At 61.9% G+C, this 25,946-nt stretch carries 27 protein-coding genes; 15 read left to right on the top strand and 12 right to left on the bottom strand.

Annotated features, from left to right (window positions below):
- Positions 1-20: 20 nt before the first annotated feature.
- The 5 genes from GGD57_RS21070 to coxB all read right to left on the bottom strand — a co-directional run bounded on the left by GGD57_RS21070 (position 21) and on the right by coxB (position 4,392).
- Positions 21-629: a cytochrome c oxidase assembly protein gene (locus GGD57_RS21070; RefSeq protein ID WP_184472209.1), complete on the bottom strand. Its 609-nt coding sequence runs from the start codon at positions 627-629 to the stop codon at positions 21-23.
- Positions 626-766 (bottom strand): hypothetical protein, encoded by a 141-nt coding sequence (locus tag GGD57_RS21065; protein ID WP_003569857.1) that lies wholly within the window; start codon positions 764-766, stop codon positions 626-628. Before GGD57_RS21065 ends, GGD57_RS21070 begins: the two co-directional genes overlap by 4 nt.
- On the bottom strand, positions 766-1,716 hold the full coding sequence (locus GGD57_RS21060; protein ID WP_184472239.1) for a heme o synthase: 951 nt from the start codon (positions 1,714-1,716) through the stop codon (positions 766-768). The genes GGD57_RS21065 and GGD57_RS21060 overlap by 1 nt, the downstream gene beginning before the upstream one ends.
- A 66-nt stretch (positions 1,717-1,782) precedes the next feature.
- Positions 1,783-3,489 carry a cytochrome c oxidase subunit I gene (gene ctaD, locus GGD57_RS21055; RefSeq protein ID WP_184472208.1) on the bottom strand — a complete coding sequence of 569 codons (1,707 nt, stop codon included), beginning with the start codon at positions 3,487-3,489 and terminating at the stop codon, positions 1,783-1,785.
- Between the two features lie 18 nt (positions 3,490-3,507).
- Positions 3,508-4,392, bottom strand: a complete 885-nt coding sequence (gene coxB, locus GGD57_RS21050) for a cytochrome c oxidase subunit II (protein WP_184472238.1) — start codon at positions 4,390-4,392, stop codon at positions 3,508-3,510.
- A 317-nt stretch (positions 4,393-4,709) separates the two neighbouring features.
- Between coxB and GGD57_RS21045 the strand changes: the two genes are divergently transcribed.
- From GGD57_RS21045 to GGD57_RS21035, 3 genes are all read left to right on the top strand, one after another.
- Positions 4,710-5,375, top strand: coding sequence for an invasion associated locus B family protein (locus GGD57_RS21045; protein ID WP_184472207.1), 666 nt, complete (start codon positions 4,710-4,712; stop codon positions 5,373-5,375).
- Between the two features lie 380 nt (positions 5,376-5,755).
- The gene (gene tldD, locus GGD57_RS21040; protein WP_184472206.1) at positions 5,756-7,171 is read left to right on the top strand and encodes a metalloprotease TldD; all 1,416 of its coding nucleotides are present in this window, start codon (positions 5,756-5,758) and stop codon (positions 7,169-7,171) included.
- A 15-nt stretch (positions 7,172-7,186) separates the two neighbouring features.
- Complete coding sequence (locus GGD57_RS21035) at positions 7,187-7,678, top strand: GNAT family N-acetyltransferase (RefSeq protein ID WP_184472205.1); 492 nt, start codon at positions 7,187-7,189, stop codon at positions 7,676-7,678.
- A gap of 19 nt (positions 7,679-7,697) precedes the next feature.
- Here GGD57_RS21035 and GGD57_RS21030 read toward each other — a convergent pair whose 3' ends face one another.
- Positions 7,698-8,015 (bottom strand): pyrophosphatase, encoded by a 318-nt coding sequence (locus GGD57_RS21030; RefSeq protein ID WP_184472204.1) that lies wholly within the window; start codon positions 8,013-8,015, stop codon positions 7,698-7,700.
- Between the two features lie 75 nt (positions 8,016-8,090).
- Complete coding sequence (locus GGD57_RS21025) at positions 8,091-9,368, bottom strand: D-alanyl-D-alanine carboxypeptidase family protein (protein ID WP_184472203.1); 1,278 nt, start codon at positions 9,366-9,368, stop codon at positions 8,091-8,093.
- A gap of 233 nt (positions 9,369-9,601) precedes the next feature.
- Between GGD57_RS21025 and GGD57_RS21020 the strand changes: the two genes are divergently transcribed.
- Positions 9,602-10,639: a polysaccharide deacetylase family protein gene (locus GGD57_RS21020; protein WP_184472202.1), complete on the top strand. Its 1,038-nt coding sequence runs from the start codon at positions 9,602-9,604 to the stop codon at positions 10,637-10,639.
- 5 nt (positions 10,640-10,644) lie between these two features.
- On the opposite strand, the gene pdxH is transcribed toward GGD57_RS21020, so the two are convergent.
- The gene (gene pdxH, locus GGD57_RS21015; RefSeq protein ID WP_184472201.1) at positions 10,645-11,265 is read right to left on the bottom strand and encodes a pyridoxamine 5'-phosphate oxidase; all 621 of its coding nucleotides are present in this window, start codon (positions 11,263-11,265) and stop codon (positions 10,645-10,647) included.
- Positions 11,266-11,330: 65 nt separating this feature from the next.
- Here pdxH and GGD57_RS21010 point away from each other — a divergent pair, with 65 nt between their 5' ends.
- The 4 genes from GGD57_RS21010 to GGD57_RS20995 all read left to right on the top strand — a co-directional run bounded on the left by GGD57_RS21010 (position 11,331) and on the right by GGD57_RS20995 (position 14,908).
- Entirely contained in the window at positions 11,331-11,789 is a 459-nt protein-coding gene (locus tag GGD57_RS21010) for an RT0821/Lpp0805 family surface protein (protein ID WP_085736446.1), read from the top strand.
- Positions 11,790-12,107: 318 nt separating this feature from the next.
- Positions 12,108-13,355 (top strand): J domain-containing protein, encoded by a 1,248-nt coding sequence (locus GGD57_RS21005; protein ID WP_184472200.1) that lies wholly within the window; start codon positions 12,108-12,110, stop codon positions 13,353-13,355.
- A gap of 122 nt (positions 13,356-13,477) precedes the next feature.
- The gene (gene fabI / locus GGD57_RS21000; RefSeq protein WP_184472199.1) at positions 13,478-14,296 is read left to right on the top strand and encodes an enoyl-ACP reductase FabI; all 819 of its coding nucleotides are present in this window, start codon (positions 13,478-13,480) and stop codon (positions 14,294-14,296) included.
- A gap of 21 nt (positions 14,297-14,317) precedes the next feature.
- Positions 14,318-14,908 (top strand): histidine phosphatase family protein, encoded by a 591-nt coding sequence (locus GGD57_RS20995; RefSeq protein ID WP_184472198.1) that lies wholly within the window; start codon positions 14,318-14,320, stop codon positions 14,906-14,908.
- A gap of 58 nt (positions 14,909-14,966) precedes the next feature.
- Here GGD57_RS20995 and GGD57_RS20990 read toward each other — a convergent pair whose 3' ends face one another.
- From GGD57_RS20990 to GGD57_RS20980, 3 genes are all read right to left on the bottom strand, one after another.
- Entirely contained in the window at positions 14,967-15,161 is a 195-nt protein-coding gene (locus GGD57_RS20990; protein WP_184472197.1) for a type II toxin-antitoxin system HicA family toxin, read from the bottom strand.
- A 4-nt stretch (positions 15,162-15,165) separates the two neighbouring features.
- On the bottom strand, positions 15,166-15,408 hold the full coding sequence (locus tag GGD57_RS20985) for a DUF1902 domain-containing protein (RefSeq protein WP_170263311.1): 243 nt from the start codon (positions 15,406-15,408) through the stop codon (positions 15,166-15,168).
- 136 nt (positions 15,409-15,544) lie between these two features.
- The gene (locus tag GGD57_RS20980; protein ID WP_184472237.1) at positions 15,545-15,805 is read right to left on the bottom strand and encodes a DUF1344 domain-containing protein; all 261 of its coding nucleotides are present in this window, start codon (positions 15,803-15,805) and stop codon (positions 15,545-15,547) included.
- A gap of 240 nt (positions 15,806-16,045) precedes the next feature.
- On the opposite strand from GGD57_RS20980, the gene GGD57_RS20975 reads away from it, so the two are divergent.
- From GGD57_RS20975 to GGD57_RS20960, 4 genes are all read left to right on the top strand, one after another.
- Complete coding sequence (locus GGD57_RS20975) at positions 16,046-19,219, top strand: bifunctional diguanylate cyclase/phosphodiesterase (protein ID WP_184472196.1); 3,174 nt, start codon at positions 16,046-16,048, stop codon at positions 19,217-19,219.
- 152 nt (positions 19,220-19,371) lie between these two features.
- Positions 19,372-20,469, top strand: coding sequence for a chorismate synthase (aroC, locus tag GGD57_RS20970; RefSeq protein WP_184472195.1), 1,098 nt, complete (start codon positions 19,372-19,374; stop codon positions 20,467-20,469).
- A gap of 9 nt (positions 20,470-20,478) precedes the next feature.
- Entirely contained in the window at positions 20,479-21,582 is a 1,104-nt protein-coding gene (gene ribB / locus GGD57_RS20965; RefSeq protein ID WP_126908860.1) for a 3,4-dihydroxy-2-butanone-4-phosphate synthase, read from the top strand.
- A 102-nt stretch (positions 21,583-21,684) separates the two neighbouring features.
- Positions 21,685-22,452: a S1 family peptidase gene (locus GGD57_RS20960; RefSeq protein WP_184472194.1), complete on the top strand. Its 768-nt coding sequence runs from the start codon at positions 21,685-21,687 to the stop codon at positions 22,450-22,452.
- 77 nt (positions 22,453-22,529) lie between these two features.
- Here the strand turns inward: GGD57_RS20960 and GGD57_RS20955 are convergent, their stop codons facing one another.
- Entirely contained in the window at positions 22,530-23,720 is a 1,191-nt protein-coding gene (locus GGD57_RS20955; protein WP_184472193.1) for a winged helix-turn-helix domain-containing protein, read from the bottom strand.
- Between the two features lie 313 nt (positions 23,721-24,033).
- On the opposite strand from GGD57_RS20955, the gene GGD57_RS20950 reads away from it, so the two are divergent.
- Genes GGD57_RS20950 through GGD57_RS20940 form a run of 3 tightly spaced genes read left to right on the top strand, consistent with a single transcriptional unit; the run spans position 24,034 to position 25,903 of the window.
- The gene (locus GGD57_RS20950) at positions 24,034-24,708 is read left to right on the top strand and encodes an energy-coupling factor ABC transporter ATP-binding protein (protein ID WP_184472192.1); all 675 of its coding nucleotides are present in this window, start codon (positions 24,034-24,036) and stop codon (positions 24,706-24,708) included.
- A complete protein-coding gene (locus GGD57_RS20945) occupies positions 24,708-25,316 on the top strand; it encodes an energy-coupling factor transporter transmembrane component T family protein (RefSeq protein WP_184472191.1) in 609 nt (202 codons plus the stop codon). Before GGD57_RS20950 ends, GGD57_RS20945 begins: the two co-directional genes overlap by 1 nt.
- Before the next feature lie 23 nt (positions 25,317-25,339).
- Complete coding sequence (locus tag GGD57_RS20940; RefSeq protein WP_184472236.1) at positions 25,340-25,903, top strand: biotin transporter BioY; 564 nt, start codon at positions 25,340-25,342, stop codon at positions 25,901-25,903.
- Positions 25,904-25,946: the final 43 nt, after the last annotated feature.

Genomic DNA, 25,946 nt, shown 5'->3' with positions numbered 1-25,946 from the left:
TAGCCGGAAACGAGCCTTGATCAAAGTTTCTTTTCAATCTTCACCGCTCCACCCTCATTCGAAGCCACAGGCTTCGGACCCTCTTTCGGGTAGAACGTATATGACAGCGTGACCGTATGGATGTTCTTGGATTCCACCGCCTTGACGATTTCAGGATCGATGTAGAACACCACCGGCATGTCGAGCTTTTCGCCCGGCTTCAGGTCCGTTTCCGTAAAGCAGAAACATTGCACCTTGTTGAAATAGACGCCCGCCTCGCCCGGCGTGACGTTGAAAACCGCCTGGCCGCGCTGGGTCTCGTTCGAACGATTCTCGGCGGTGAAATTCACCTGGATGGTTTCGCCGATCTTCGGATTGACCTCGCGCTCGACCGGCTTGAAGTCCCATTGCAGGCCGGGCGCGACATTGGCGTCGAAGGTAACGCGCATCGTCCGGTCGAGCACGACGCTCGACATCTGGTCGACGCGCTGCGTCGTGCCATTATAACCGGTCACCTGGCAGAAGATGCGGTAGAGCGGCACGGCGGCGTAGCTCATCGCGCCCATGCCGAAGACGAAGCTCAGGCACATCATCACGACGGCGCCGTTGTTGCGGCCCTGCTTTTTGCCTGCGGCGGGGCTGTCGCTCATCCGGCCATTCCCCCGCCGATCTTCACGATGGTGATCGCATAGAAGAGAATGACGAGGCCGGCGAGCACCAGCCCGAGGGCGATGTTGCGGTTGCGGCGCGACTTCATCTGCTTTTCGGTGAGCTTGACGAGATCCATCAGAACCAGCCTCCGGCGTGCGAAACGACGATCGAGGCCAGCCGGTCGATCATCAGGGCGGAGAAGACGGCGAAGAGATAGAAGATCGAGAAGGCGAACATCTTCTTTGCCGGGATCATCTTCAGATCGCCGTCGGGCATGCGCCAGACGGCGATGGAACAGTAGATGAAGATCGCGCCGAGTGCGGCGGCCATCAGGCCATAACCGAAGCTGGCGAAACCGAGGAAGGACGGCAGGACCCCGCAGACGGCGGTCAACACCGCATAGGCGACGATCTGATGCTTGGTCACCCGCTCGCCGGCGACATTCGGCAGCATCGGCACGCCGACGGCCTCGTAGTCGCGCATCTTGAAGAGGGCAAGCGCCCAGAAATGCGCCGGCGTCCACAGGAAGATGATCAGGAAGAGAACCGTGCTCTCGATCGTCACGCTGTTGGTCACGCAGGCCCAGCCGATCATCGGCGGGAAAGCGCCGGCAGCACCGCCGATGACGATGTTCTGCGGCGTCGAGCGCTTCAGCCACATGGTGTAGATGACGGCGTAGAAGAAGATGGTGAAGGCTAGGATGCCGGCCGAGAGCCAGTTGACCGCCAGGCCGAGAATGACGACCGAAAAGCCCGACAGCACCAGGCCGAAGGCCAGCGCCTCGGAGGGGGCGATGCGGCCGGCCGGAATCGGACGGTTGGCGGTGCGGCTCATGATGGCGTCGATATCGGCATCGTACCACATGTTCAAAGCGCCGGAGGCGCCGGCACCGACGGCGATACAGAGGATGGCGATCAGGCCGAGGACGGGATGGATGTGGCCCGGCGCCAGCACGAGACCGGCAAAGGCGGTAAAGACCACGAGCGACATCACCCGCGGCTTCAGCAATTCGAAATAATCGCGTGCACTCGCTTCCGACAATTCGCCGTCCTTTGCAAGCACCTCGTGATTGTGGATAACCGTCATCATTCCGTCCTGAATGTCAGAATATCGGGACGCCGTATCGAATGCGGCGTCCCGATACCCGCGCAATTACTTGATGCGCGGAAGCTGTTCCCACTGGTGATAGGGCGGCGGCGAAGGCAGCTGCCATTCGAGCGTCGTTGCACCCTCACCCCACGGATTGTCGCCGGCGACACGCTTCTTGGCGAAGGCTTCGAAGACGCCGAAGAGGAAGATCAGCACGCCGAAGGCCGAGATGTAGGAGCCGATGGAGGAAACATAGTTCCAGCCGGCAAAGGCATCCGGATAGTCGATGTAGCGGCGCGGCATGCCGGCAAGGCCGAGGAAGTGCTGCGGGAAGAACACCAGGTTGACGCCGATGAACATGACCCAGAAATGCAGCTTGCCGACAAACTCGTTGTACATGTAGCCGGTCATCTTCGGGAACCAGTAGTACCAGCCGGCGAAGATCGCGAAGACGGCGCCAAGCGACAGAACGTAGTGGAAGTGGGCCACGACGTAATAGGTGTCATGCAGCGAACGGTCGAGACCGGCATTGGCGAGCTGGACGCCGGTGACGCCGCCGACCGTGAACAGGAAGATGAAGCCGATCGCCCAGAGCATCGGCGTGCGGAACGAGATCGAGCCGCCCCACATCGTCGCGATCCAGGAGAAGATCTTCACGCCCGTCGGAACGGCGATGACCATCGTGGCGAAGACGAAGTAGCGCTGCGCGTCGAGCGACAGGCCGACCGTGTACATGTGGTGAGCCCAGACGACGAAGCCGACGGCGCCGATCGCGACCATGGCGTAGGCCATGCCGAGATAACCGAAGATCGGCTTCTTGGAGAAGGTCGAGATGATGTGGCTGATCATGCCGAAGCCCGGCAGGATGAGGATGTAGACTTCCGGGTGACCGAAGAACCAGAACAGGTGCTGGTAGAGGATCGGGTCGCCGCCGCCTTCCGGAGAGAAGAAGGAGGTGCCGAAGTTACGGTCGGTCAGCAGCATGGTGATGCCGCCTGCCAGAACCGGCAGCGACAGCAAGAGCAGGAAGGCGGTGATCAGCACCGACCAGGCAAACAGCGGCATCTTGTGCAGCGTCATGCCGGGAGCGCGCATGTTGAGGATCGTGGTGATGAAGTTGATCGCACCGAGGATCGACGAGGCGCCGGCAATATGGAGCGCGAAGATCGCCAGATCGACCGCCGGTCCCGGCGTGCCGCTGGTCGCCAGCGGCGGATACATCGTCCAGCCGCCGCCCGTTCCGTAAGCGCCTGCCGGGCCTTCGACGAACATCGACAGCAGGAGCAGCGCAAAGGCCGGAACGATCAGCCAGAAGGAGATGTTGTTCAGGCGCGGGAAGGCCATATCGGGCGCGCCGATCATGATCGGCACCATCCAGTTGGCAAAACCGCCGATCATCGCCGGCATGACCATGAAGAAGATCATGATCAGCGCGTGCGCCGTGGTGAACATGTTGAACATCTGCTTGGCGCCGTCGATCGCCGCATCGCCCTCATAGCCGTAGACCATCGAGGCCAGGCCGTGGAAGATCTGGATGCCCGGCTCCTGCAGCTCCATGCGCATGGCAACCGACAGCGCGCCGCCGATGATGCCGGCAATGATCGCAAAGATCAGGTAGAGCGTGCCGATGTCCTTGTGGTTGGTCGAGAACAGCCAGCGATTGGCAAAGCTCGGCTTGTGCCCGTGATCGTGGTGGTCGTGATCATCATGCGCGTGGCCATGATGAGCGTGATCATGAGAATGATCGTCGTGAGCGGAAGGTCCAGCCATTGTCCCGATCCCCTTTAATTACTGTGCTTCGGCAACGTCGAGGGTCTTTGCGGGACCATCGGTTGCAGCCATGAGTGTCTTGTAGGCGCCGGGCAGGTCGCTGGCGGCTGCGGTCAGCCACTGCTTGTACTTGTCCTCGGAGACGACGCGGATGGCGATCGGCATGAACGCATGGTCCTTGCCGCAGAGCTCGGAACACTGGCCGTAGAACAGGCCTTCGCGCTCGGCCTTGAACCAGGTTTCGTTCAGGCGGCCCGGCACGGCGTCGATCTTGACGCCGAAGGACGGCATGGCGAAAGCGTGGATGACGTCGGTCGGCGCAGAGGTCACGAGAACGCGGACCGTCTTGTTGACCGGCAGGACCAGTTCGTTATCGACGGCCAGAAGCCTCGGATAGATCGACTTGTCTTCCTTGCCGGCGGCGGCGCGGTCCTGATCCTTCAGCAGGTAGGAATCGAAAGCCAGCGGGCTGTCGCCCGAACCTTCATATTCATAGTTCCACTGCCACTGGGTGGCGGTCGCCTTGATCGTCACGTCGGGGTTTTCGGGCAGCGTCAGCTGCGCCGTCAGCAGATTGAACGAGGGAATGGCGAGAAGAAGCAGCACCAGGACCGGCCCCACGGTCCAGGCAATCTCGATCAGCGTGTTGTGGCTCGTCTTCGAGGGAACCGGGTTGGCGCCGGCGCGGAACTTGACGCAGACGACGATCAGCAGGACCAGAACGAAGAGCGTGATCGGAACGATAAACCACAGGGTATATTGTTCGAACCAGTGGATCTCCCGCATGATCGGCGTTGCCGCCGGCTGCAGCGTCGCCTGCCACGGCATTGGCTGGTCGGCATATGTGCCGGAAGCAAAAAGCAGACAGACCAGCGTGGTCAGGGCTGCATAAGCCTTCTTCATCACCTTATTATCTCCCTCGAGCGCTTGACCTGCAAAAATAGAGCGCAGAATCCTTGCCATCTTCTGCGCTTCAAACCACAGTTTGGCATTTGCCGCAACAGGTCAGAGCAATTGTCTATGCGGCATTTTTGCTGAAAGCATAGGCAGGCCGGAACGGCAAAACATCCCAAGTTTTTCATCAGCATATGAAAAATCGGCTTTCCGGCCAATTCGTACGCGACACATTATTTCGCAAAGGTCCAATTTCCGCCGCAGTCCCCCGGTTTTCACGGGGTGGGGCTTTTCATTTTTGGTGGGCAGCTTCAACAATAGCCGCAATGATTCGATATCCAGAGGTTTCCATGGGTTTCCGTTCCCTCGCGCAGTCGCTTCTCGTGACCGCCAGCATCGCGGCCGCAGCGGCGACGCCCGTTTTCGCACAGCAACCCACGCCGTCGCCAGCCAAGCCCCCGGCTTCCACGCCGGCCCCTGCGCCCGCCCCTGCCCCGGCGCAGCAGCCCTCGGCCGCCGCCCCGAATATCCAGGTGTCGCCCGGCCAGACCCAGCCGCAGGCGCCGGGCACGGTGAAATCCAACCACGGCGCTTGGTCTGTCGTCTGCGACAAGCCGGCGGGGGCTTCGACCGAGCAATGCGCGCTGATGCAGAATGTCATCGCCGAGGATCGGCCGGAGGTCGGCCTTTCCGTCGTCGTGCTGAAGACCGCCGACCGCAAGTCGAAAATCCTGCGCGTACTGGCACCGCTCGGCGTGCTTTTGCCGAACGGCCTCGGGCTCAATGTCGACGGCAAGGATATCGGCCGCGCCTATTTCGTCCGCTGCTTCGCCGACGGCTGCTATGCCGAAGTCGTGCTCGAGGACGAGCTGCTGAAGACCTTCCGCAGCGGCGCCCAGGCGACCTTCATCGTCTTCCAGACACCTGAGGAAGGCATCGGCATTCCGGTCGATCTCAAGGGTTTTGCCGAAGGTTTCGACGCTCTGCCTTGAGGGCATGTAAGCGCAGTACGTCGTCTTGCGACATTCCATCGCTGCACTTGCTCCGGAACCGCCTCACACTCCGTCATGCTCGGGCTTGACCCGAGCATCCACGCGGCATCCTCGGGGGCGGGCATGGATCCTCGGCTCAAGGCCTGGGATGACGGAGAATGGGGTGGCCGTCCGGCCTGAATTGGACCAGCATGTTGGGATCCGCAGGGGCATGTTTCCAGCGCAGCGATGACAGCGCTTATCCCTCCCCTGACGATATTCCATCTCTCAAGATCGCGCCGCCCGAAGAATATTCCGCATCAGGGCTTCACTCCTTATCATCAGGAGCCCTATCTAAGGCGTAAGCGCATTCCCGAACGCATGCCCATTGGAGCCACACCATGACCACCGATCTCCTGACGCTTTTCGATGCCGACGAAGCGACGATGCGCAGGCATGTCGCCGAGGCGCTGTCCGGCGCCGATGACGGCGAGCTGTTCATCGAGCATGCGCAGGCCGAAGCGCTGAGCTTCGACAATGGCCGGCTGAAGGGCGGCAGCTTCAACACCGAACAGGGGTTCGGCTTACGCGCCGTTGCCGGCGAAGCTGTCGGTTACGCCCATGCCGGCGATCTCTCGGTAGCGGCGCTGAAGCGGGCGGCCGATGCCGTCGGCGCGGTGACGCGCGGCTATTCCGGCTCCTATGCCGCCGCCCCTCAGGGCACCAACAAGAAATTCTACGGCGACCAGAATCCGATCGGCCAGCCGAGCTTCGAAGAGAAGGTCAAGGTGCTGCAGGATATCGACGCCTATCTCCGCGGCAAGAACGACAAGGTGCGCCAGGTGACGGCCTCGGTCGCGGCGAGCTGGCAGGTCGTCGACATCCTGCGCGCCGACGGGCATCGCGTGCGCGACATCAGGCCGATGACGCGCATCAACATCTCGGTCATGGTCGGTGAAGGCGATCGGCAGGAAAGCGGTTCCTACGGCAGCGGCGGTCGCATCGGCTTCGGCGATTTCATCGCCGAGGGCAGCTGGCAATACGGCGCCGACGAGGCGCTGCGCCAGGCGCTGGTCAATCTCGAGGCGATCGACGCGCCCGCCGGCACGATGGACGTCGTGCTCGGTTCCGGCTGGCCGGGAGTGATGCTGCACGAGGCGGTCGGCCACGGGCTGGAAGGCGATTTCAACCGCAAGAAGACGTCGGCCTTTTCAGGCCTTCTCGGCCAGATCGTCGCCGCGCCCGGGGTTACCGTCGTCGACGACGGCACGATCGACAACCGCCGCGGCTCTATCACCATCGACGACGAGGGCACTCCATCAGGCTATAATGTGCTGATCGAGAACGGCAAGCTGGTCGGTTATATGCAGGATCGGCAGAACGCCCGGCTGATGGGCATGGCGCCCACCGGCAACGGCCGCCGCCAGGGTTATGCCCATGTGCCGATGCCGCGCATGACCAACACCTATATGCTCGGCGGCGACAAGACGCCCGAAGAAATCATCGCCTCGGTGAAGAAGGGCATTTATGCCGTCTCCTTCGGCGGCGGCCAGGTCGATATCACCTCCGGCAAGTTCGTCTTCGGTTGCACCGAGGCCTATCTGATCGAGAACGGCAAGGTCGGCGCGCCGATCAAGGGCGCGATGCTGATCGGCAACGGGCCGGATGCGATGAAGCGGGTGTCGATGATCGGCAACGACATGAAGCTCGACACCGGCATCGGCAATTGCGGCAAGGCCGGCCAATGGGTTCCGGTCGGCGTCGGCCAGCCGCATCTGCGCATGGATCAGATCACCGTCGGCGGCACGCAGACCTGAGGCGGGAGGGACCCGATGGCGGAGATCGAAATCAGACCCTTTGCCGCCGATGACGCCGATGCGGTGCTTTCGGTGATCCTGCCGATCCAGCGCGAGGAATTCGGCATCGACATCACCGCCGATGCGCAGCCGGATCTCCGGGTCATCCCGGATTTCTACCAGTCCGGCAAAGGCGAGTTCTGGGTCGCCGTCAAGGATGGGGCGATCGTCGGCACGCTCGGGCTCAAGGATATCGGCAACAACCAGGCGGCGCTGCGCAAGATGTTCGTGTCCGCAGAGGTTCGCGGCCGTGAGCACGGCGTGGCGGCGCTGCTGCTCGACCGCCTGATCGCCCATGCCAGGGATGCCGGCCTCACCGATATCTTCCTCGGCACGACGGACAAATTCGTCGCCGCCCATCGCTTTTACGAGAAGAACGGCTTTACCGAGATTGCCAAAAACACCCTGCCCCGCTCCTTCCCGCTGATGGCGGTGGACAGCAAGTTTTATCGCTATAAGGTCGGCTGACTCCATCGGCCGAGATGCATCAGCTCTTCGCCACCTCCGCCGGCCGAAACAGCCACTTGCGTTCGATCGCGGCGGCGAGGTCGATGCCGTTGCGGTGGGCAAACAGCATGAGATGACCGAGAAGGTCGGCCGTCTCGTCGGCGAGATCGCGCTGCATGTCTTCAGGAGAACGGCCTTTGGCACGGCCCCGCCCGGTCAGCCGGTTCCAGGCCTGGGTGAGCTCGCCCATTTCTTCCTGCAATTTCAGCAGGAACCAGTCCGTATCGCGCTCGATACCATTGGCGGCGACATGAGCAGAGGAAGCGGCTTCGAACTGGTCGGCGAGACGACGCAACATGGATGTTCTCCTTTTGTTTATGGAGGAGACGCTGATTCCCGTTGCTTGTCCAGAGTGAGAATTGTGAGGTTGCGATCAGCTGTGGTCCGGCAGCAGCATGCAGTCATAGGAGCGCTGCTTCAGGGCATCGCAGGCTGAGACCGCGGCATCCTTGCTGGCAAATCCGATGAAGCGGGCGCGATAGATCCTATTGGCGCCCTGCCCGACCGCTTCGGTATAGGGCGAGGCGGAAACCAGCGGCGCGCCGCCTTCCGACTGTGCCTGGGCAAGAAGCGCACGCGCCGCATCGGCGCTCGGGGCGGCCGAGATCTGGATCTGCCAGTCGCCATCCGCCTTTTTCGCCGAAGTCTTCGCGGTCTTGCCGGCGTTCAGGATTTCGTCCATCGCGACCGGGCGCTCCAGCGGCACGACGGCGTCGTCGGCATAGGCCAGGCTCTTTGCCGCGAGATCGTCGGCCGGGCGCGGCGCGCTGAGCGGCACCGGAACATCGGAATCGTCGGCAGCCGACGCGACTTCGACAGGCTCCCTGCCGCCGACGCTCGCCGCCAGCTTTGCGCCGCCGGAGGCGCGGCCGAGATAACGGTCGAGCAAACCAGCCATCTTGTCGTCGCGGCTGCGGGCGGTGCGGCCGCCGAGCACGACGCCGACGACGCGGCGGTTGCCGTCCCTGACGGCGCTGACGAGATTGAAGCCGGAAGCGTTGGTGTAACCGGTCTTGATGCCGTCCATGCCCTGGTAGCGGTACATGAGATTGTTGTGGCCGCGCACGGTCCGGCCGCGGAAATTGAAGCTTGCCGCCGAAAACAGCCGGTATTCGTTCGGATAATTCTTCATCAGCGCGACGGCGAGCGTCGACATATCGCGCGCCGTGGTCACCTGACGGCCGTCCGGCAGGCCCGATGCGTTGACGAAGACGGTGCGGCTCATGCCGAGCTGGCGGGCTTTGGCCGTCATCATCCGGGCAAAACCGCTTTCCGAGCCGCCGAGCTTCTCGCCCATGGCGGAGGCCGCATCATTGGCGGATTTGATGATCATGCCATAGACCGCCTCGCGCACCGTGATCGTGCCGCCGGCCTTGACGCCAAGCTTGGTCGGCGGCCGCGCGGCGGCGTATTTCGACATGGTGATCGGGGTATCCCAGGCGATCTTGCCGCGCTTCAACGCCTCGAAGGTGAGATAAAGCGTCATCATCTTGGTCAGCGAGGCCGGATGGTTCAGCGTATCGGCGTTTTCGGCGGCAAGAACCTTGCCGGTGCGGGCATCGAGGATCAGCGAAGCGCTGCCGGCAAGGGCTGCAAGAGGCGCCGAAACGGCAAGCGTTACGGTCAAAACAGCCGCCAAAAGCGTTCTCATGCATTTTCCCCTTGATGCCCTGGGCCTGGATTCGCTGGCTCGATCGGCCGGCGCCTGTGCCGTAATGTGACAGAAGCGGCAAGTTTGGCGCGACTTTGAGGCAACGCCTATCATTTTTCCAGTCTTTTCATCGTCTTGGTTAACAGGAAATCAAAGACCCGTGCCATTTCGGGATTCAGCAAGGCTTAAGTCGCACTTGCTAGTTTCCGGAAAAGGATGGGGATAGGCGCTTCATGACGGGACAATTCAAGCGATTGGGCAAGCGACTGGCGATCGGTGCCGGGCTCGAGCTTTCCTGGCTGCTTTCTTCGGCCGGGCTGATGCGGCAAGCGCGCGGACCGGGCGTCATCTTCACGCTGCATCATGTCCGCCCGCACGTGCCTGAGGCTTTCGAGCCGAACGCCCATCTCGAAATCACGCCGCGTTTTCTCGATGCGGCGCTCGGGCGGCTCCGGCGGGAGGGCTATCGTTTCGTGCCGCTCGATCAGGTGCCGACGCTGCTCGCCGAACCCGATGGCGGACCGCCATTTGCGGCCTTCACGCTCGACGACGGATATCTGAACAATCTGGAGCACGCGCTGCCGGTGTTCGAGCGGCACCGGGCGCCGTTCACGGTGTTTATCGCCAAGGGTTTTGCCGAGGGTTCGCACAGCATCTGGTGGGAGACGCTTGCCGTGCTCTTACGCCGGGAAAGCGAAATCCGCTTCGATTTCGGCCGCGGCAGCGAGCGGCTGCCGCTCGACAATGCGCAGCAGCAATGGCACGCCTTCGACCGCTTCGCCCGGTATATCCACCGTTCCGACGAGGCCGGCGCCGTCGCCGCCATCGACAGGCTAGCGCGGGAAAACGGCATCGAACCGACCGATATCACCCGGCAACTGGTGATGTCGCCCGGTCAATTGCAACGGCTCGCCGGGCATCCGCTCGCAGCGCTCGGCGCCCATACGATCAGCCATCGCGCCCTGGCGCGTCTGCCGGAAGCCGAAGCGCGGATAGAAATGCAGGTTTCGGCCGATTACGTCGAGGCCGTGACCGGCATCCGTCCTCAGACGATCGCCTATCCCTACGGCACGCCGGAGGCTGCGACGGCCCGCGAGGCTGGGATTGCCCGCAATCTCGGCTTTACCGTCGCGGTCACCACCCAACCCGGGCTGCCGGCCGCGCGGCTCACCGGTTATCTCCCGCGCATTTCGCTCAACGGCTTCTACCAGAAACGACGCTATGTCTCGGCGCTCGCCTCCGGCATTCCGCTGAAGCTGATGGGCCGGTAAGCCTGTCAGGGATACATCCTGACCTTGTCCCATTTACCTTCCGGGGACGGCCGGCGGAATTCGACACGGTCATGCAGGCGGAAGTTCTGATCCTTCCAGAATTCGATCGAGGTCGGGCGGATGCGGAAGCCAGACCAGTGGGCTGGGCGCGGAATATCGCCGATGGCATAACGGGCGGTATATTCGGCCACGGCCTTCTCGAGCGCGAAACGGCTTTCAAGCGGGCGGGATTGTTTCGACGCCCAGGCGCCGATGCGGCTGCCGCGGGCCCGCGTCTTGAAATAGGCATCGGCTTCGGCGTCGGTGACGATCTCGACCGGGCCGCGCAGCCTCACTTGACGACGCAGGCTTTTCCAGTGGAAACACATGGCGGCTTTCTTCTGCCCCAAGATTTCGCGACCTTTCTGGCTCTCGAAATTGGTGTAGAAGACGAATCCGTCATCGTCGAATCCCTTCAGGAGAACCATGCGGACATTGGGAAGACCATCCTCATCGACCGTTGCCAGCGCCACGGCATTCGGGTCGTTGGGTTCGGAAGCCTCCGCTTCCTTCAGCCATTCGGCAAAGAGCTTGAAGGGTTCGCCACTTTCGGTAAAGTCACCGCTTGTTAACTCGTTTGCCGACATATTGGTTCAAATGCCCCGGATTATTCAAAACTCGCCCAGCTTTTGATAACTGGACAGGATGCAGGGTGGAAGTCATAGCAAAGTCATCTCGCCATACAAAGAGCCTGCAGCGCCGCAGCAGCGCCTTCTTCGTCATCGGCGTTGCCATGCTTTCGCTTTCCGGCTGCGTTTCGGGCGGTATGGATTTCTTGAGTGAAGCCAAGGTCGACCGGTCGGTCGCAACCGGCACCGTGCCGCAGACGCCGCCGAGCACCGACACGCTGTCCGACGAGATGACCGTGCGCAACGCCGTCACCTCGGCCGACGTGCAAAGGCTCGAGGGCCAGCCACTTCCCTGGGCGAATGCATCGACGGGCAGCGCCGGCGTCATCGATACGATCGTCGAGAACAACGAATCAGGCCAGGTCTGCCGGCAGTTCCGCACGACCCGCCATTCCTATGTCGGCATCGCCAAATTCTACGGCAAGACCTGCCTCGTCGGCGGCGGCAACTGGCAGCTTTTGAGCTTTCAGCCGGAAAGTTAATTTCCGGCGGGAAAGTTAATTTCCGGCGGGAAAGTTAATTTCCGGCGGGAAAGCTGATCCGCCTGTCCCACAGGTTAACATCCGCCCCCGTCCTGCCGAATGCTTAGCAAAGAGCTAACCATTCACGGCAAAACACTCCGCATCTCTTCGAAGAAATAAGAAGTGATTAGCAACTCCGCCCGCACGATCGGTGTTGAGAGCGGTTCTGCCTGCCTTTTCGACAGGTGGCGCCTCGCGAGTTGATTTTGGACTTTCGATATTGGACGGGGATGCGGGCAAGGCAATGGCTTCCCGCATCGCAACACCGGCGGTTTTGACATGCGCGATCCTTATAAAATTCTCGGCGTCAAGCGCGACGCGGCAGCCGACGAGATCAAGGCGGCTTGGCGCAATATGGCCAAATCAGCCCATCCCGATCACAATCAGGGCGACCCGACGGCGACCGCCCGGTTCGCCGAGATCGGCCGCGCCTATGAAACGCTGAAGGACCCGCGCAAACGCAGCCTGTTCGACAATGCCGTGCGGATGGCGGAAGCCAAGAAGCAGGAGCAGACGATCATGCAGCAGCGCCAGGCCGCCCGCGAGGCTGCCGTGCGCGCCAAGGCGGCGCAGGCCAATGCCGAACGGGTGATGGAAGAGATTGCGCGCGCCGCCCAGAAGGCGGCAGCCGACAGCTCCAGGCAACAGGCAGGATCAGCCGAGCCCGCCGACGAGATGGTCGAGCGTATTTTCGGCGCCCAGGCGCGCGCTGCCGGCGGCGGCCGGGCGCAGGGTCGCGCCCAACAGGCGCAATACCAACAGGCGCAGTACCAGCAGGCCCAAAACCAGCAAGCCCAAAACCAGCAGGCACAAAACCAGCAGGCACAAAACCCGCAGACACAGGCCGCCCAGAGCGAGGCCGGCAGGCGCGTGGATGGCGAGGCCGCCGAAGCCGAGATCAGGGGCGACGAGGAAACCGCTGAGACGGCAGCCAATCCAGGCGCCAACCTGTCTCTGCCGCTCAGCATCCTGACATCCCTGGTGCGCCGTTTCACCGGCGCCAAGGATACGGGCATGGAAAAGGCGCCGGACGAGGTCACGACCGCGACGGTGACGATCGACGACGTGCTGAAGAGCGCCTGGATCACCGCGTCGCTGCCGGAGGGCCGCGAGATCGGCTTCGCCTTGCCGGCCGGCACCCGGGATGGTGACGAAATCCGGCTCAAGGGCCAGGGCTTCAAGCTGCCGGGCATGCAGCGGGGCGATGCCGTCATCGCCATTCGCATCGCGCCCGATCCGCGTTTTACGGTCGACGGTTTCGACCTGCACGCCGTGCTGCCGCTCAGCATCGAAAATGCCGTTCTCGGCACCGAGGCGCGCATCGAGGGACCGGGCGGGCCGCTCAACGTTACCATCCCCGCATGGTCGGGCTCGGACAAGACGATCAGGATCCCCGACCAGGGCCTGCCCCGTGACGAGGGCGGACGAGGCGACCTCGTCGTCGAATTGCGCATTATCCTGTGGGAAAAGCCCGACGATAAAGTCACAGATCTCATGCGGAGCATGCGCGAGGGCCTGTTCCTGTGAAATATTTATGACTTTCGCACCCTTTGTTACGATACCTAACAGTTGATGATCCAGGCCAAGCTTGAACCGATTAACGGCCTATGCCATAGGCAGGATCGATCAGAATTCCTAGGGAGCGAAATATGGCTCAAGCATCCGGCCTCATGGCAGGCAAACGCGGCGTCATCATGGGTGTCGCCAACAATCGCTCGATTGCGTGGGGTATTGCCAAGGCCATTCATGCGCAGGGCGGCGAAGTCGCGCTCACCTACCAGGGTGATGCGCTGAAGAAGCGCGTCGAGCCGCTCGCGGCCGAAATCGGCGCCACGCTCGTCGGCCACTGTGACGTTGCCGACGAAGCAACCATCGACGCCGTTTTCGAAAATGTCGAAAAGCTCTGGGGCAAGATCGATTTCCTCGTGCATGCGATCGGCTTTTCCGACAAGGACGAACTGACCGGCCGTTACGTCGACACCTCGGCCGACAATTTCGCCAAGACGATGCAGATCTCCGTCTATTCCTTCACCTCGGTCGCACGCCGCGCCGAGAAGCTGATGACGGACGGCGGCGCCATGCTGACGCTGACCTATTACGGCGCCGAAAAGGTGATGCCGAACTATAACGTCATGGGCGTCGCCAAGGCCGCGCTCGAGGCAAGCGTCAAATATCTCGCCGTCGACCTCGGGCCGCAGAACATTCGCGTCAACGCCGTCTCGGCCGGCCCGATCAAGACGCTCGCCGCTTCGGGCATCGGCGATTTCCGCTACATTCTGAAGTGGAACGAATATAACGCACCGCTGCGCCGCACCGTCACCATCGAGGAAGTCGGCGATGTCGGCCTCTATCTGCTGTCGGACCTGTCGCGCTCCGTCACCGGCGAAGTGCACCACGCCGACAGCGGCTATCATGTCATCGGCATGAAGGCGGTCGACGCCCCCGACATTTCGGTCGTCAAGGACTGAAGCATTCCCGGAGCCTGAACCGTGCTTATCTATGTGATCAGACACGGCCAGACCGACTGGAATGCCGAGCGCCGCCTGCAGGGCCAGAAGGACATTCCGATGAATGCCACGGGCCTGGAACAGGCCCGTCAGAACGGGCTGGCGCTTGGCGACATTCTCGGCGACACGGTCGATGCATTCGACTTCGTCGCAAGCCCGCTCCAACGCACGCGCGCGACGATGGAAATCGTCCGCGCCGCCATGGGCCTGCCGCCGCTCGCCTATCGCACCGACCCCAGACTGGTGGAGATTTCCTTCGGCGACTGGGAGGGCTCGACGCTCAAGGAGCTGAAGGCGACGCAACGCGAGCGGGTGGCGGAACGCAACGCCTCGAAATGGGATTTCATCCCGCCCGGCGACGACGCGGAAAGCTATGAAATCCTCTCCTGGCGCACCGGCTCATGGCTGCAGTCCGTCGATCGTCCGACGGTCTGCGTGACGCATGGCGGCGTCATCCGCACGTTTTTCCAGACGATTTCCGACCTGCCGAAGAGCAGCGCTGCGGAAGGCGCGATCCCGCAGGACCGGATCGCCAGGATCGACACCACCGAGCAGACGATTGTCTGGCTGTAGGCATCACCAGAGCAATTCCGCTGCAGGCTTTTGCTGGAATTGCTTAGGGCGCCCCCGATCAGAAAGCCTTCGGAAGTCCGGCCTGTTTCAGCGTTTCATTGGCCGTATGGCGAGATTTAACACCATGGTCGACGGTGAAGTGGCGGCTGGAAATCGGGCTGTACCAGATTTCATGATCACCCTTTCCCGGTCGCACATATTCGCATCCCGCTTTCAGCAATAACTCTTTGAGTTCGCGGAGATAGCCGGCCATGCGATCAATAGGTCGGATTAGGGATGCGAACGAGCTGTTCGGCCATGATATGGATAGGGATTTCCGGCAAGCTGGAGGTGAAGCCGTTCAGCTCGAAAAGGTCGGTTATAGCTGCGACAACTTTAGGCTCGAGCGCTTCGAGAGTATCGGCCTCGACGGCCAAGCCTTCGATATCGTTACTGCTGGCAACCCAGACGCCAGCCTCTTCATCCCAATCCGCGCGCACTATGATCGAGGCGTGTTTCATACGATCAATCTCCATAGCGGACACGATTGTCCTACACGGTTTGCGCACCACCGTTGGCACTATGCCGACGTGGCATAGTGTACATATGTAGCGGAATGAAAGTGAATTTTATACGCCGATCTAAGCGTTAGGCTGCCTATTTGACGATATCGAGATCGTTGATGACGCGTTTGCCGTCGACCTCGGTATAGAAGACGATCACCTTCACGCCGGCTTCGAGGCCGTCGAAATTGAATTCCTCGGGCGCCTGATAGGTTTTGCCGTCATCGAGCGTCAACACGAGATTTGTTGTGTCGACCTTCTTGATGGTCGCCTCGACATCGGCGCTCTCGGCAAAACTGCTCATGGGCGACAGAAAACTTGCTGTTGCCAAAAGCGTGGCGACGACGAAACGCATGGCGACAATCCTTTTGAAACGCTGCACGAGAACATGACTGGTCACAGATAGCCTCCTGAATATGGCGAAAATTGCCCGGAAGAATGGCTTTTCCCGCCCAATTGATGAATAGGATTTTAAATATAATCAAGATGCCGCCTTAACCGCGGTTTTCCCCTTCCCATGATTTCGGCATCGCCGGCGGGCAATCGTAAATTAACCCCCGCGCCCTACAGTTGCCCGGAATATGGGAGTTTCATTTTGCTTTCCAGGCTGAGCGACAACAAGCAGTTACGGCGCGTGTTGAAGAATACCCGCGCCTCGTTTCTGGTTTCATCCTTCGTCGCCCTTGTCGTCATCATGGTCGGCTTCGGCCTCGACCGTGCCAATACTCAATCTTCCATGCGCGAACTTCATATCCGCACCGAAAGCGAGGCAAACCTCATCCGTGCCCGGGTCATGGCCGAGATCAACATGGACCTCAGCATCGTTCGCGACCTTTCCAACCTGATCTCCGTCAGCGCGGCCAGCGGAGAGGAGATCGAGCGGCAGATCAACTGGCTGCTGATCCAGAATCCGCCCTTCATCCATATCGCCGTCGCCCCCGATTTTATCGTCAGCAACGTCTATCCCCCGCAATCCGGCAATGAGCAGATCGGCCGCGACGTGCGCGAATCGCTGTTTTCACGTCAGGCGATGACCCGCGCGGCCGGCGATCAGTCGGCGCGTTTCTATGGCCCGGTCAGCACCGACGGCCGGGGCGCCTTTGCCATATTCTTCCCGGTTTTCGTCAAGGAGAACGGCGAGCGGCGGATCTGGGGCGCGGTCGAGCTCGTCATCGACCAGCAGATGTTCTACGAGACGACCGGGCTGATGCCGGCGCGCGACCGCGAGAGCCAGGAACGTTATCCGCATCTCGACCATCTTTCGATCGCCATCCGCGATGTCGGCTCGCCGGCGAAGGCCACGACAGCCGCGCCTTTCTTCGGGTCGTCCGATATCGACGACAAGGATCCGATTCGCCAGAAGATCGGCTTTCCCGGCGGCAAATGGGAGCTTTCCGTCGTCCCGAACAGCGGCTGGGACGCGATACCGGAAAACCGAACCGAGCTGCGCCTGATCGTCGCTGCCGCCGGCATCATCATCATCGTCCCGATCTTCTTTGCCACGCTGTTGCTCGGTGAGCGCAATCGCAACATCACCGAGCTGGAGACGCGCGAAGCGAAACTCAAGGAACTGTCGCAGCGGCTCGATCTGGCGCTGGAATCTTCGAATATCGGCATCTGGGAGCTGCAGGATCAGACCAGCAGCCTGCTCTGGGATGCGCGCGCCGCGGCCCTGCACGGCAAGCCGGCGCAGGAGGCAAGCCGGGGGCTCGACGAATGGCTGGCGGCGATCCTTCCCGAGGACCGAGACATCGCCGAAATGCACTTCTTCAGCTGCAGCATTGCCGGCGCTGCCTGCACGGCGCAGTACCGCATCCTGCTTGCCGATGGCGGCATCCGCCACCTGCGCTCGGTCGGCGCCTTCTATATCGATGCCGGCGGCGTCAGCAAGACGATCGGCATCGTCTGGGACGTGACCGCCGATGCGGAGACGACCGACACGCTGCGCAAGGCCAGGGACACGAGCGAGGTCAAGAATGCCGAACTGGAACTGGCGCTTGAAGAGCTTTCCAGCCGCGAGGGGGAACTCGCCGAACTGTCGAGCCGGCTCGACCTTGCGCTCAATTCCTATCAGTGCGGCATCTGGGAAGCGCGGCCCGGCCGGGGCGGCTCGATCTGGAACGAGCGCATGCACGAGCTCTACGGGCTTGCCCCTCGCAACGGCTTCATGACCGAGGAGACCTGGCTTGGCTGCATCCACCCCGAGGATCGCGGCCTGGCGCTCGAAAGCGCACGTTACTTCAAGAAGAACGGCGATACGCACACCCTGGTCTGCCGGGTGATATCAGACGACGGCTCGGTGCGCTATGTGCGCTCGGTCGGCAAGGTCCACCAGACGGGAAGCGGCGAGACGAAGATCATGGGCATCGCCTTCGATGCCACCGAAGACGTGCTGATGACGATCCGGCTGAAGGCGGCCAAGGACGAGGCGGTCGCCAAGAATATCGAGCTCGAGCTTGCCAAGAACAGGATCGAGCACAATTCGCTGCACGACCCGCTGACCGCACTCGCCAATCGCCGCAAACTCGATATCGCGCTTGAAAAGCTCACCCATGACGGCCGCCAGCAGCGGCAGAAATTCTCGATCCTGCATATCGACCTCGACCGCTTCAAGGAAATCAACGACACGCTCGGCCATGCTGCCGGCGATGCGATGCTGGTGCATGCCTCGAAAGTGCTCGCCAGGAACGTCCGCGGCAGCGATCTGGTTGCGCGCATCGGCGGCGACGAGTTCGTCATTCTCGCGCTCGACGTCGGCGACAAGGAGATGGCCGAGCTTTCGACGCGGATCATCGAGGAGATGCGCCAGCCGATCGATTTCCAGGGTTTTTCCTGCCGCTGCGGCGTGTCGATCGGCGTGGCGCTGGCCAACGGCATCCATGTCGATGCGCGCAAGATGCTGATCAATGCCGATATCGCGCTCTACCGCGCCAAAAGCCTGGGCCGCAACCGCTTCGAATTCTTCAATCACAATCTGCAGGCCGATGTCATCAACACCAAGCGCACGGCCGACGAGATCCTCGCCGGCATCGACAACGGCGAATTCACCGCCTGGTACCAGCCGCAATTCTGCGCCAGGACGATGGAACTGACCGGCGTCGAGGCGCTGGTGCGCTGGAAGCATCCGGCCAAGGGGTGGCTTACCCCCGACAAGTTCCTGCGCATCGCCGACGAGATCAATGTCGTACAGACGCTCGACCGGATCGTGCTGGAAACGGCGCTGCGCGACAAGATGCGCTTGATGGCGCTGGGCATTGCCGTGCCCAAGGTCTCGGTCAATGTCTCGGCGCGGCGGCTGCATGACGGCAGCCTGCTGGAATCGCTCGCCGATCTGTCGGTCCGCCCGGGCGAACTCTCCTTCGAACTGGTGGAATCGATCTTCCTCGATGAGAGCGAGGATGTGGTCTCGCACAATCTCGAACGCATCAAGGCGCTCGGCATCGATATCGAGGTCGACGATTTCGGCACCGGCCATACGTCGATCGTCAGCCTGTTGAAGCTGAAGCCGAAGCGGCTGAAGATCGACCGCCAGCTGGTGCAGCCGATCGTCAATGCCTCGCAGGAACGGGCGCTGGTCAGCTCGATCATCGAGATCGCCCGCTCGCTCGGCGTCGAGACGGTGGCCGAAGGGGTGGAGACGGCAGCCCATGCCGAGCTGCTGCGCGATCTCGGCTGCGATATTCTGCAGGGCTATGCCTTCTCGCGGCCGCTCTCTTTCGACGATTTCGCCACCGAAGCCACAGGAATGGGATGGCGGCTGGCATCCTGACCGCCTTCCTTTGATATGGACGGAAACAGCATTTCCGCCGCGGCCGGTTTGGCGCAAAGAAAGGCTTTTGCCTCGGCGGTTTTTTGGCCTATGAGTGTCGCGCCTTTTCAAGCAATGGCGCGATCGGCTTTGGCGCGCCACCGTGGGAACACATGTCGCACAATACATTCGGTCACCTCTTCCGCGTAACCACCTGGGGCGAAAGCCATGGTCCGGCGCTCGGCTGCGTCGTCGACGGCTGCCCTCCGGGGCTGCGCTTCACGCTCGCCGACCTGCAGGTCTGGCTCGACAAGCGCAAGCCCGGCCAATCCCGCTTCGTCACACAGCGGCGCGAGGAGGATCTGGTGAAGGTGCTCTCCGGCGTCATGCTGGATGCCGACGGCGAGACGATGACATCAACCGGCACGCCGATCTCGATGCTGATCGAAAACACCGACCAGCGCTCCAAGGATTATGGCGAGATCGCCCGGCAATATCGCCCTGGCCACGCCGATTATGCCTATGACGTCAAATACGGCATTCGCGACTATCGCGGCGGCGGCCGCTCCTCGGCGCGCGAGACGGCTGCCCGCGTTGCGGCCGGCGGTATCGCCCGCCTCGTCGTGCCTGGTGTGACGGTGCGCGGCGCGCTGGTGCAGATCGGCAAGCACAAGATCGACCGGCGCAACTGGGACTGGGACCAAGTCGGGCAGAACCCGTTTTTCTCCCCCGATGCCGCGATCGTGCCGGTCTGGGAGGAGTATCTCGACGGCATCCGCAAGGCCGGCTCGTCGATCGGCGCCGTCATCGAGGTGATCGCCGAGGGCGTACCGGCCGGCCTCGGCGCGCCGATCTATTCGAAGCTCGACCAGGATATCGCCTCGCTGCTGATGTCGATCAACGCCGTCAAGGGCGTCGAGATCGGCAATGGTTTTGCCGCTGCCGAAACCTCGGGCGAAGACAATGCCGACGAAATGCGCATGGGCAATGACGGCGTGCCGATCTTCCTTTCCAACCATGCCGGCGGTATTCTGGGCGGCATCTCGACCGGACAGCCGATCGTCGCGCGTTTCGCCGTCAAGCCGACCTCGTCGATCCTGACCGAGCGCCAGTCGATCGATGCCGACGGCAAGAATGTCGACATCCGCACCAAGGGCCGGCACGACCCCTGCGTCGGCATCCGCGCCGTGCCGATCGGCGAGGCGATGGTCGCCTGCGCCATCGCCGACCATTATCTTCGCGACCGCGGCCAGACCGGCCGTCTGAAATAGGAGCGTCCCATGTCTTACGACCAGAAGCGCGTCGTCGACGCCATCAGGGCCTTCGAGGCCGGCGAGATCGTCGTCGTCATGGACGACAATGACCGCGAGAACGAGGGCGACCTGATCGTCGCTGCCGTCCACACCACGCCGGAGAAGATGGCCTTCATCGTGCGCCACACCTCGGGCATCGTCTGCGCGCCGATGCCGAGGGAAGAGGCCAAACGCCTCAACCTCAACGCCATGGTGGCGGAAAACGATTCGGCCCATACGACGGCCTTCACCGTCTCGGTCGATTTCAAGCACGGCACGACGACCGGCATCTCCGCCGACGACCGGACGCTGACGGTGCGCAACCTCGCCAATCCGAATGTCGGCGCGGCCGATTTCGTCCGTCCCGGCCACATCTTTCCGCTGGTCTCCCGCGAAGGCGGCGTGCTGATGCGTTCCGGCCATACGGAAGCCGCCGTCGACCTCTGCAAACTTGCCGGCCTGCCGCCGATCGGCGTCATCTCCGAGCTGGTCAATGATGACGGCACCGTGACGCGCGGCCCGCAGGTGGTCGATTTCGCCGAGCAGCACGGGCTGAAGCTCGTCTCCGTCGCCGATCTCATCGCCTATCGCCAGCGCAAGGAAACGCTGATCGAACATGGCGCGAGCTTCGATGTCGACACGCCGTTCGGCAAGGCAAAGGCCCATACCTATGCCCTGCCCTGGGACCCGATGCAGCATCTTGCCGTCGTCTTCGGCGACATCCGCGACGGCGTCGACATCCCGGTGCGCCTGCATCCGGAAAATGTCGCCGAGGATCTGTTCGGCAAGAACAGCCCGGTCGATTTCTACATGCAGAAGATTGCCGAGGAAGGCCGCGGCGTCATCGTCTATCTGCGCGAGGGCTCGGTTGGCGTCGGCCACACCGACAATGGCCGCAAGGCCCGCAGCCAGGGGCGCGAGGCCCATGCCGAAGCGCAGACCCGCGACAGCGAATGGCTGGAAATCGGCCTCGGCGCCCAGATCCTCAAGGACCTCGGCGTCAGCTCGATCAAGCTGCTCACCAGCCGCGAACGCCACTATGTCGGCCTGGAAGGTTTTGGGATCAAGATCAGCAAGACGGAGATCTGCTGACGACTGCGGCAGCCGATGGCTGCCCTTTCTTTCTAGACTACTTCGGAAATACTATATTCGGTCGAACACAGGGACTGCGACCTCGCCATGTGATTGAGCACAATGACGACAATAGATCATTTCACACTAACAACAATTCCGCTTGAGCAGTATTTTTGCGATACATTTCTCGGCCACGGCACAGGATTTGTATGGCAACTCCAAGACAAATTCTACCTTGTGACCAATTGGCATGTTCTCTCTATGTGTGACTTCTTCACACGCGGCCATCTGAGATCAGACGCCGGTCGGCCAAACATGCTGCGTGGACTTTTTAACACCCGAACCGGATCATTCGAGAAGCAGCGATGGGACATTGAGATAAGAGATAAGGACGACAACCCGCTTTGGCTAGTTCACCCGAGCAGGCGCGTGGATGTCGCTGTGCTTCCGATTCCTGTGATACCGAATAATCCGATCGTTGCGCTCTATCCGCTCAATATTTTAGCAAACGCGGAATTGCGCATCGAGGTCGGGATGGAAGTGTTCATCCTCGGTTATCCGTTTAAAATCGCTCCTCCCGCTTATCCCGTCTGGAAGCGAGGAAGCATAGCATCGGAGCCGCAACTTGCTCGGTTTACAACGGATTACATGTTAGTTGATACCGCGTCGCGCCCCGGCATGTCAGGAGCGCCGGTTATTCGTCGAAGCTGGACAAACCACATGGTCCAACCAGGCGTTATGTCTCTACTAGATAAGCCACTGAATAAGTTCATTGGCGTATATTCTGGCCGCATGCCAACGGATCATCCGTACGAAGCTCAGATCGGGCTCGTATGGGATGGTTCATTAATAAACGAGATTATTGCCGGGAATACAAAAGACAACTGATCGGTTTATCGCAGGACCAATGGGTCCGTGCGGCAGGATGATCGGATTAACGCCTCACGTCGTCGCGAGAGCGAAGTTCAACGACGCCAGCCATCGAGCAACACCACCTTCTCCACACCCGCAAACCGCGCAACCCGGTCCAGCTCCGCCTCCAACCGCTCCAACCGACCGGCCGAAGGCTTCACACCCGGTTCCAGCCAGAGCCGCTTGACGTCGAGCGTCGATTTCTTCCGATCGGCCTTCATGTCGATACGGCCGATCAGCCTGTCGCCTTCGAGCAGCGGGAAGACGTAATAGCCATATTCGCGTTTCGGCTCGGGCACGAAAATCTCGATGCGGTAGAAGAAGCCGAACAGGCGTTCGGTGCGGTTGCGGTCGCGGATCATCGGGTCGAAGGGGCTGAGGACGCGGATGCGCGGCGGCGCGTCGGGGTAGCTGTCGAGGGTCGAGAGGAAATCGGCAAAGGCCCAGGAGGGGCGCGGCTTGGCCTCGAGCGCCGGTTCGATCAGCACTTCGATCAACTCGTCGCGATGGGCCGATACCCAGGCCTTGGCCTCATCGGGCGAGACGAGGTTCCAGAAGGCTGCGATTTCGCCATGGGTGGCAAAGCCGAGTCTGGCGAGCGCGCTGCGGCAGGCCCAGTCGACGAATTCCTCGCGGCTCACCTCCGGCTTGCGGAACTCCTCCGGGATAACGCGCTCGGTGAGATCATAGATCTTCTGGAAGTTCGAGCGGCCGGCGATGGCGAACTTGCCGGTGTGCCAGAAATATTCGAGCGCCGTCTTGTTCGGATGCCAGTTCCACCACCCTCCCGAGACATGGCCGTCGGCCTTGATGTCGCGCGCCAGGATCGCGCCGTCGCGTTCGACGCGTTCGTAGGTTTCCGCAAATGCCGCCTCGAAACCCTCGCCGCGCCATTTGCGCCAGCGTTCGACGATCACCTGCTCCTGATGGCGGAACTTGTGCTTCCAATAGACGAAGAAGGCGCTCGGCAGAATGGAGGCGTCGTGCGTCCAATGTTCGAACAGCGCGCCGTCCTTTTCGAGCAGCGCGGTCAGGTGCTCGCGCCTGTAGGTCTGGTTGCGGGAAAACAGGATCTGGTGATGCGCCCGCTCCACCGTCTGGATGCTGTCCACCTGGACGAAACCCAGTTCACGGATGAGCTGCAGCAGCCCTTCCTTGGTCAAAGCGCGGTTCGGCGGCGCGCTGAGCCCCTGCTTGGCAAGAAAGACACGGCGGGCGTCGGAATTGGAAAGCAGATTCGTCATGGGCACATCATAACGCGGAAAATCTTCCTAGCCACCCGATATCGCGATCGGATATCGACAGCGCGATTTGTGCTTTCATCAATCCGATGTCCCCGTATAGAAGCATTCCTGCAAGTTGGCGCCAATGGCTGCCCCTCACCCTAACCCTCTCCCCGTAAAAACGGGGAGAGGGGACGTGCCTTGCGAGAGGCACGTGGAGGATGGAGAGGTCGCGGCATATCCCCTTCGCCCCGTTTACGGGGAGAAGGTGGCGGCAGCCGGATGAGGGGCAGGCTTCGGCAATCTCCTCCCGTGAAAGATACGAGGAAATGGCTTGGACATACAATTCGAAGGCGCAGGGGTCAGTTTCGGGACGCGGGTGGCGCTGCAGCCGCTGACGCTCGGCATCAGCGGCAAGCGCATCGGCGTCATCGGGCTCAACGGCTCGGGCAAGACGACGTTCGCCCGGCTGATCAATGGATTGACCAAACCGTCGGTCGGGCGGGTCATGGTCAACGGCCGCGATACCAGCGACGAAAAGACCGCTGCGACCGATGTCGGCTTCATCTTCCAATCGCCGCAGAACCAGATCATCCTGCCGATCGTCAAAGACGATATCGCCTTCGGGCTGAAGCGGCGCGGCTTCACCAAGGCGGAGATCGAGGCGAAGGTCGAGGGCGTGCTCGCCCGCTTCGGCGCCGAGGGTCTCGCCGAGCGGCGGGCGCACGAGCTTTCCGGCGGCGAATTGCAGGTGGCCGCCCTCTGCTCGGTGCTGGCGACGGGGCCGGGCATTCTCATCCTCGACGAGCCGACCAATCAGCTCGACCTCAAGAACCGGGCACTGGTCGAGAAGATCATTGCCGGACTTGACGAAAGCGCTATCATCATCACCCATGACCTGGAACTGATCGCCGGTTTCGAGCGGGTGCTGCTGTTTCATGAAGGGCGGCTTGCCGCCGATGCGCCGGCTGCCGAAGCGATCGCGCGCTACAGGGAGATCGCCGCCTGATGCAGTCGCTCTATGTCGAAGGCAACAGCCTGATGCACCGGCTCTCGCCGCGGCTGAAGCTGCTGTCGCTGATGGCCTTCGGCATCGTGCTGTTTATCAGCGACAACCTCATCCTGCTTTCGAGCGCCGTGCTGCTGACGGCGGTTCTCTACCGCATGGTCGGCCAGCCGCTCGGCGATGCGCTCAGGCGGCTGCGGCCGATCTTCCTGACGATTGCGGTCGTGGCGCTCTTCAATCTGATCTTCAATCCCTGGCAGGCGGCGCTCGTTCCGCTGCTGCGGCTGACGGCGCTGATGCTTCTGGCGGCCGCGGTGACGGCGACGACCTCGATCACCGAGTTCATCGACGAGGTGACGGCGCTTGCCCGGCCGCTCGAACGCACCGGCTTGGTGCAGGCCGACGATATCGGCCTGGCGCTCGGTCTGGTGCTGCGTTTTGTGCCTGAGATCGTCGGCCGTTACCAGGCGATTCGCGAAGCGCATCGGGCGCGCGGGCTGAAGGTCCGGCCGGTAACGCTGCTTGCGCCGCTGATCATCCTGACGCTGAGGGATGCGGATAATATCGCCGCGGCGATTGACGCGCGCGGCATTCGGCGGCATGTGAGTTAACGATCTATAAACAGGAATTGATGATGAGCACCCGCGACCTCGTTCTTACCGCCCTCTTTGCCGCGATCATCGTGGCGCTCGGCCTGTTGCCGCCGATCACGCTCGGCTTCATCCAGGTGCCGATCACCGCTCAATCCCTCGGCGTCATGATGGCCGGCGTCGTGCTTGGCGCCCGGCGCGGCGCGATTGCCGTGCTGATCGTGCTGGCGCTGGTCGCGGCCGGTCAGCCGGTGCTTTCCGGCGGCCGCGGCGGGCTTGCCATCTTCGCCTCGCCGTCCGCCGGCTTCCTGGTCGGCTGGATTTTCGCCGCCTTCGTCACCGGTTATCTCAGCGAGCGGCTGGTCAACCATCAGCAATCCGGCCTGGTGCAGGGCGTGAGCTTCTTTCTCGCCGCCGTGATCGGCTGCATCGCCGTCCTCTATGCCTTCGGCATCACCTATCTCGCGACCGCCGGCGGCATGGGCTTCCAGAAGGCTTTCGTCGGCTCGATGGCCTTCATTCCCGGCGACGTGATCAAGGCTTTCGTCGCCGCTCTCCTCGGCCGCGCCGTCATGGTCGGCTATCCCCTGCTGCCGGCGCGCGCTTAAGCGCGTAAGGGGCAGATTGCTGCGCATGCCCAATGGCCGCCTT

It is taken from the genome of Rhizobium esperanzae, from assembly GCF_014197615.1.
Taxonomy (GTDB): Bacteria; Pseudomonadota; Alphaproteobacteria; order Rhizobiales; family Rhizobiaceae; genus Rhizobium; species Rhizobium esperanzae_A.
The sequence above is the reverse complement of the archived record's forward strand: the minus strand, read 5'-3'. Positions and strand labels throughout refer to the sequence as shown.

Bases quoted from the DNA above. Each gene is read 5' to 3' on its own strand.
- pdxH (WP_184472201.1), bottom strand. From the start codon at position 11,265: ATGTCGGCAAACGAGTTAACAAGCGGTGACTTTACCGAAAGTGGCGAA.
- GGD57_RS20980 (WP_184472237.1), bottom strand. From the start codon at position 15,805: ATGCGTTTCGTCGTCGCCACGCTTTTGGCAACAGCAAGTTTTCTGTCG.
- GGD57_RS20985 (WP_170263311.1), bottom strand. From the start codon at position 15,408: ATGAAACACGCCTCGATCATAGTGCGCGCGGATTGGGATGAAGAGGCT.
- ribB (WP_126908860.1), top strand. From the start codon at position 20,479: ATGTCTTACGACCAGAAGCGCGTCGTCGACGCCATCAGGGCCTTCGAG.
- GGD57_RS21045 (WP_184472207.1), top strand. From the start codon at position 4,710: ATGATTCGATATCCAGAGGTTTCCATGGGTTTCCGTTCCCTCGCGCAG.
- GGD57_RS21030 (WP_184472204.1), bottom strand. From the start codon at position 8,015: ATGTTGCGTCGTCTCGCCGACCAGTTCGAAGCCGCTTCCTCTGCTCAT.
- GGD57_RS20940 (WP_184472236.1), top strand. From the start codon at position 25,340: ATGAGCACCCGCGACCTCGTTCTTACCGCCCTCTTTGCCGCGATCATC.
- GGD57_RS21025 (WP_184472203.1), bottom strand. From the start codon at position 9,368: ATGAGAACGCTTTTGGCGGCTGTTTTGACCGTAACGCTTGCCGTTTCG.
- GGD57_RS21065 (WP_003569857.1), bottom strand. From the start codon at position 766: ATGGATCTCGTCAAGCTCACCGAAAAGCAGATGAAGTCGCGCCGCAAC.
- tldD (WP_184472206.1), top strand. From the start codon at position 5,756: ATGACCACCGATCTCCTGACGCTTTTCGATGCCGACGAAGCGACGATG.
- GGD57_RS20960 (WP_184472194.1), top strand. From the start codon at position 21,685: ATGACGACAATAGATCATTTCACACTAACAACAATTCCGCTTGAGCAG.
- GGD57_RS21005 (WP_184472200.1), top strand. From the start codon at position 12,108: ATGCGCGATCCTTATAAAATTCTCGGCGTCAAGCGCGACGCGGCAGCC.
- GGD57_RS20990 (WP_184472197.1), bottom strand. From the start codon at position 15,161: ATGGCCGGCTATCTCCGCGAACTCAAAGAGTTATTGCTGAAAGCGGGA.
- ctaD (WP_184472208.1), bottom strand. From the start codon at position 3,489: ATGGCTGGACCTTCCGCTCACGACGATCATTCTCATGATCACGCTCAT.
- coxB (WP_184472238.1), bottom strand. From the start codon at position 4,392: ATGAAGAAGGCTTATGCAGCCCTGACCACGCTGGTCTGTCTGCTTTTT.
- GGD57_RS20955 (WP_184472193.1), bottom strand. From the start codon at position 23,720: ATGACGAATCTGCTTTCCAATTCCGACGCCCGCCGTGTCTTTCTTGCC.
- GGD57_RS21020 (WP_184472202.1), top strand. From the start codon at position 9,602: ATGACGGGACAATTCAAGCGATTGGGCAAGCGACTGGCGATCGGTGCC.
- GGD57_RS20945 (WP_184472191.1), top strand. From the start codon at position 24,708: ATGCAGTCGCTCTATGTCGAAGGCAACAGCCTGATGCACCGGCTCTCG.
- GGD57_RS21070 (WP_184472209.1), bottom strand. From the start codon at position 629: ATGAGCGACAGCCCCGCCGCAGGCAAAAAGCAGGGCCGCAACAACGGC.
- GGD57_RS21035 (WP_184472205.1), top strand. From the start codon at position 7,187: ATGGCGGAGATCGAAATCAGACCCTTTGCCGCCGATGACGCCGATGCG.
- aroC (WP_184472195.1), top strand. From the start codon at position 19,372: ATGTCGCACAATACATTCGGTCACCTCTTCCGCGTAACCACCTGGGGC.
- fabI (WP_184472199.1), top strand. From the start codon at position 13,478: ATGGCTCAAGCATCCGGCCTCATGGCAGGCAAACGCGGCGTCATCATG.
- GGD57_RS21060 (WP_184472239.1), bottom strand. From the start codon at position 1,716: ATGACGGTTATCCACAATCACGAGGTGCTTGCAAAGGACGGCGAATTG.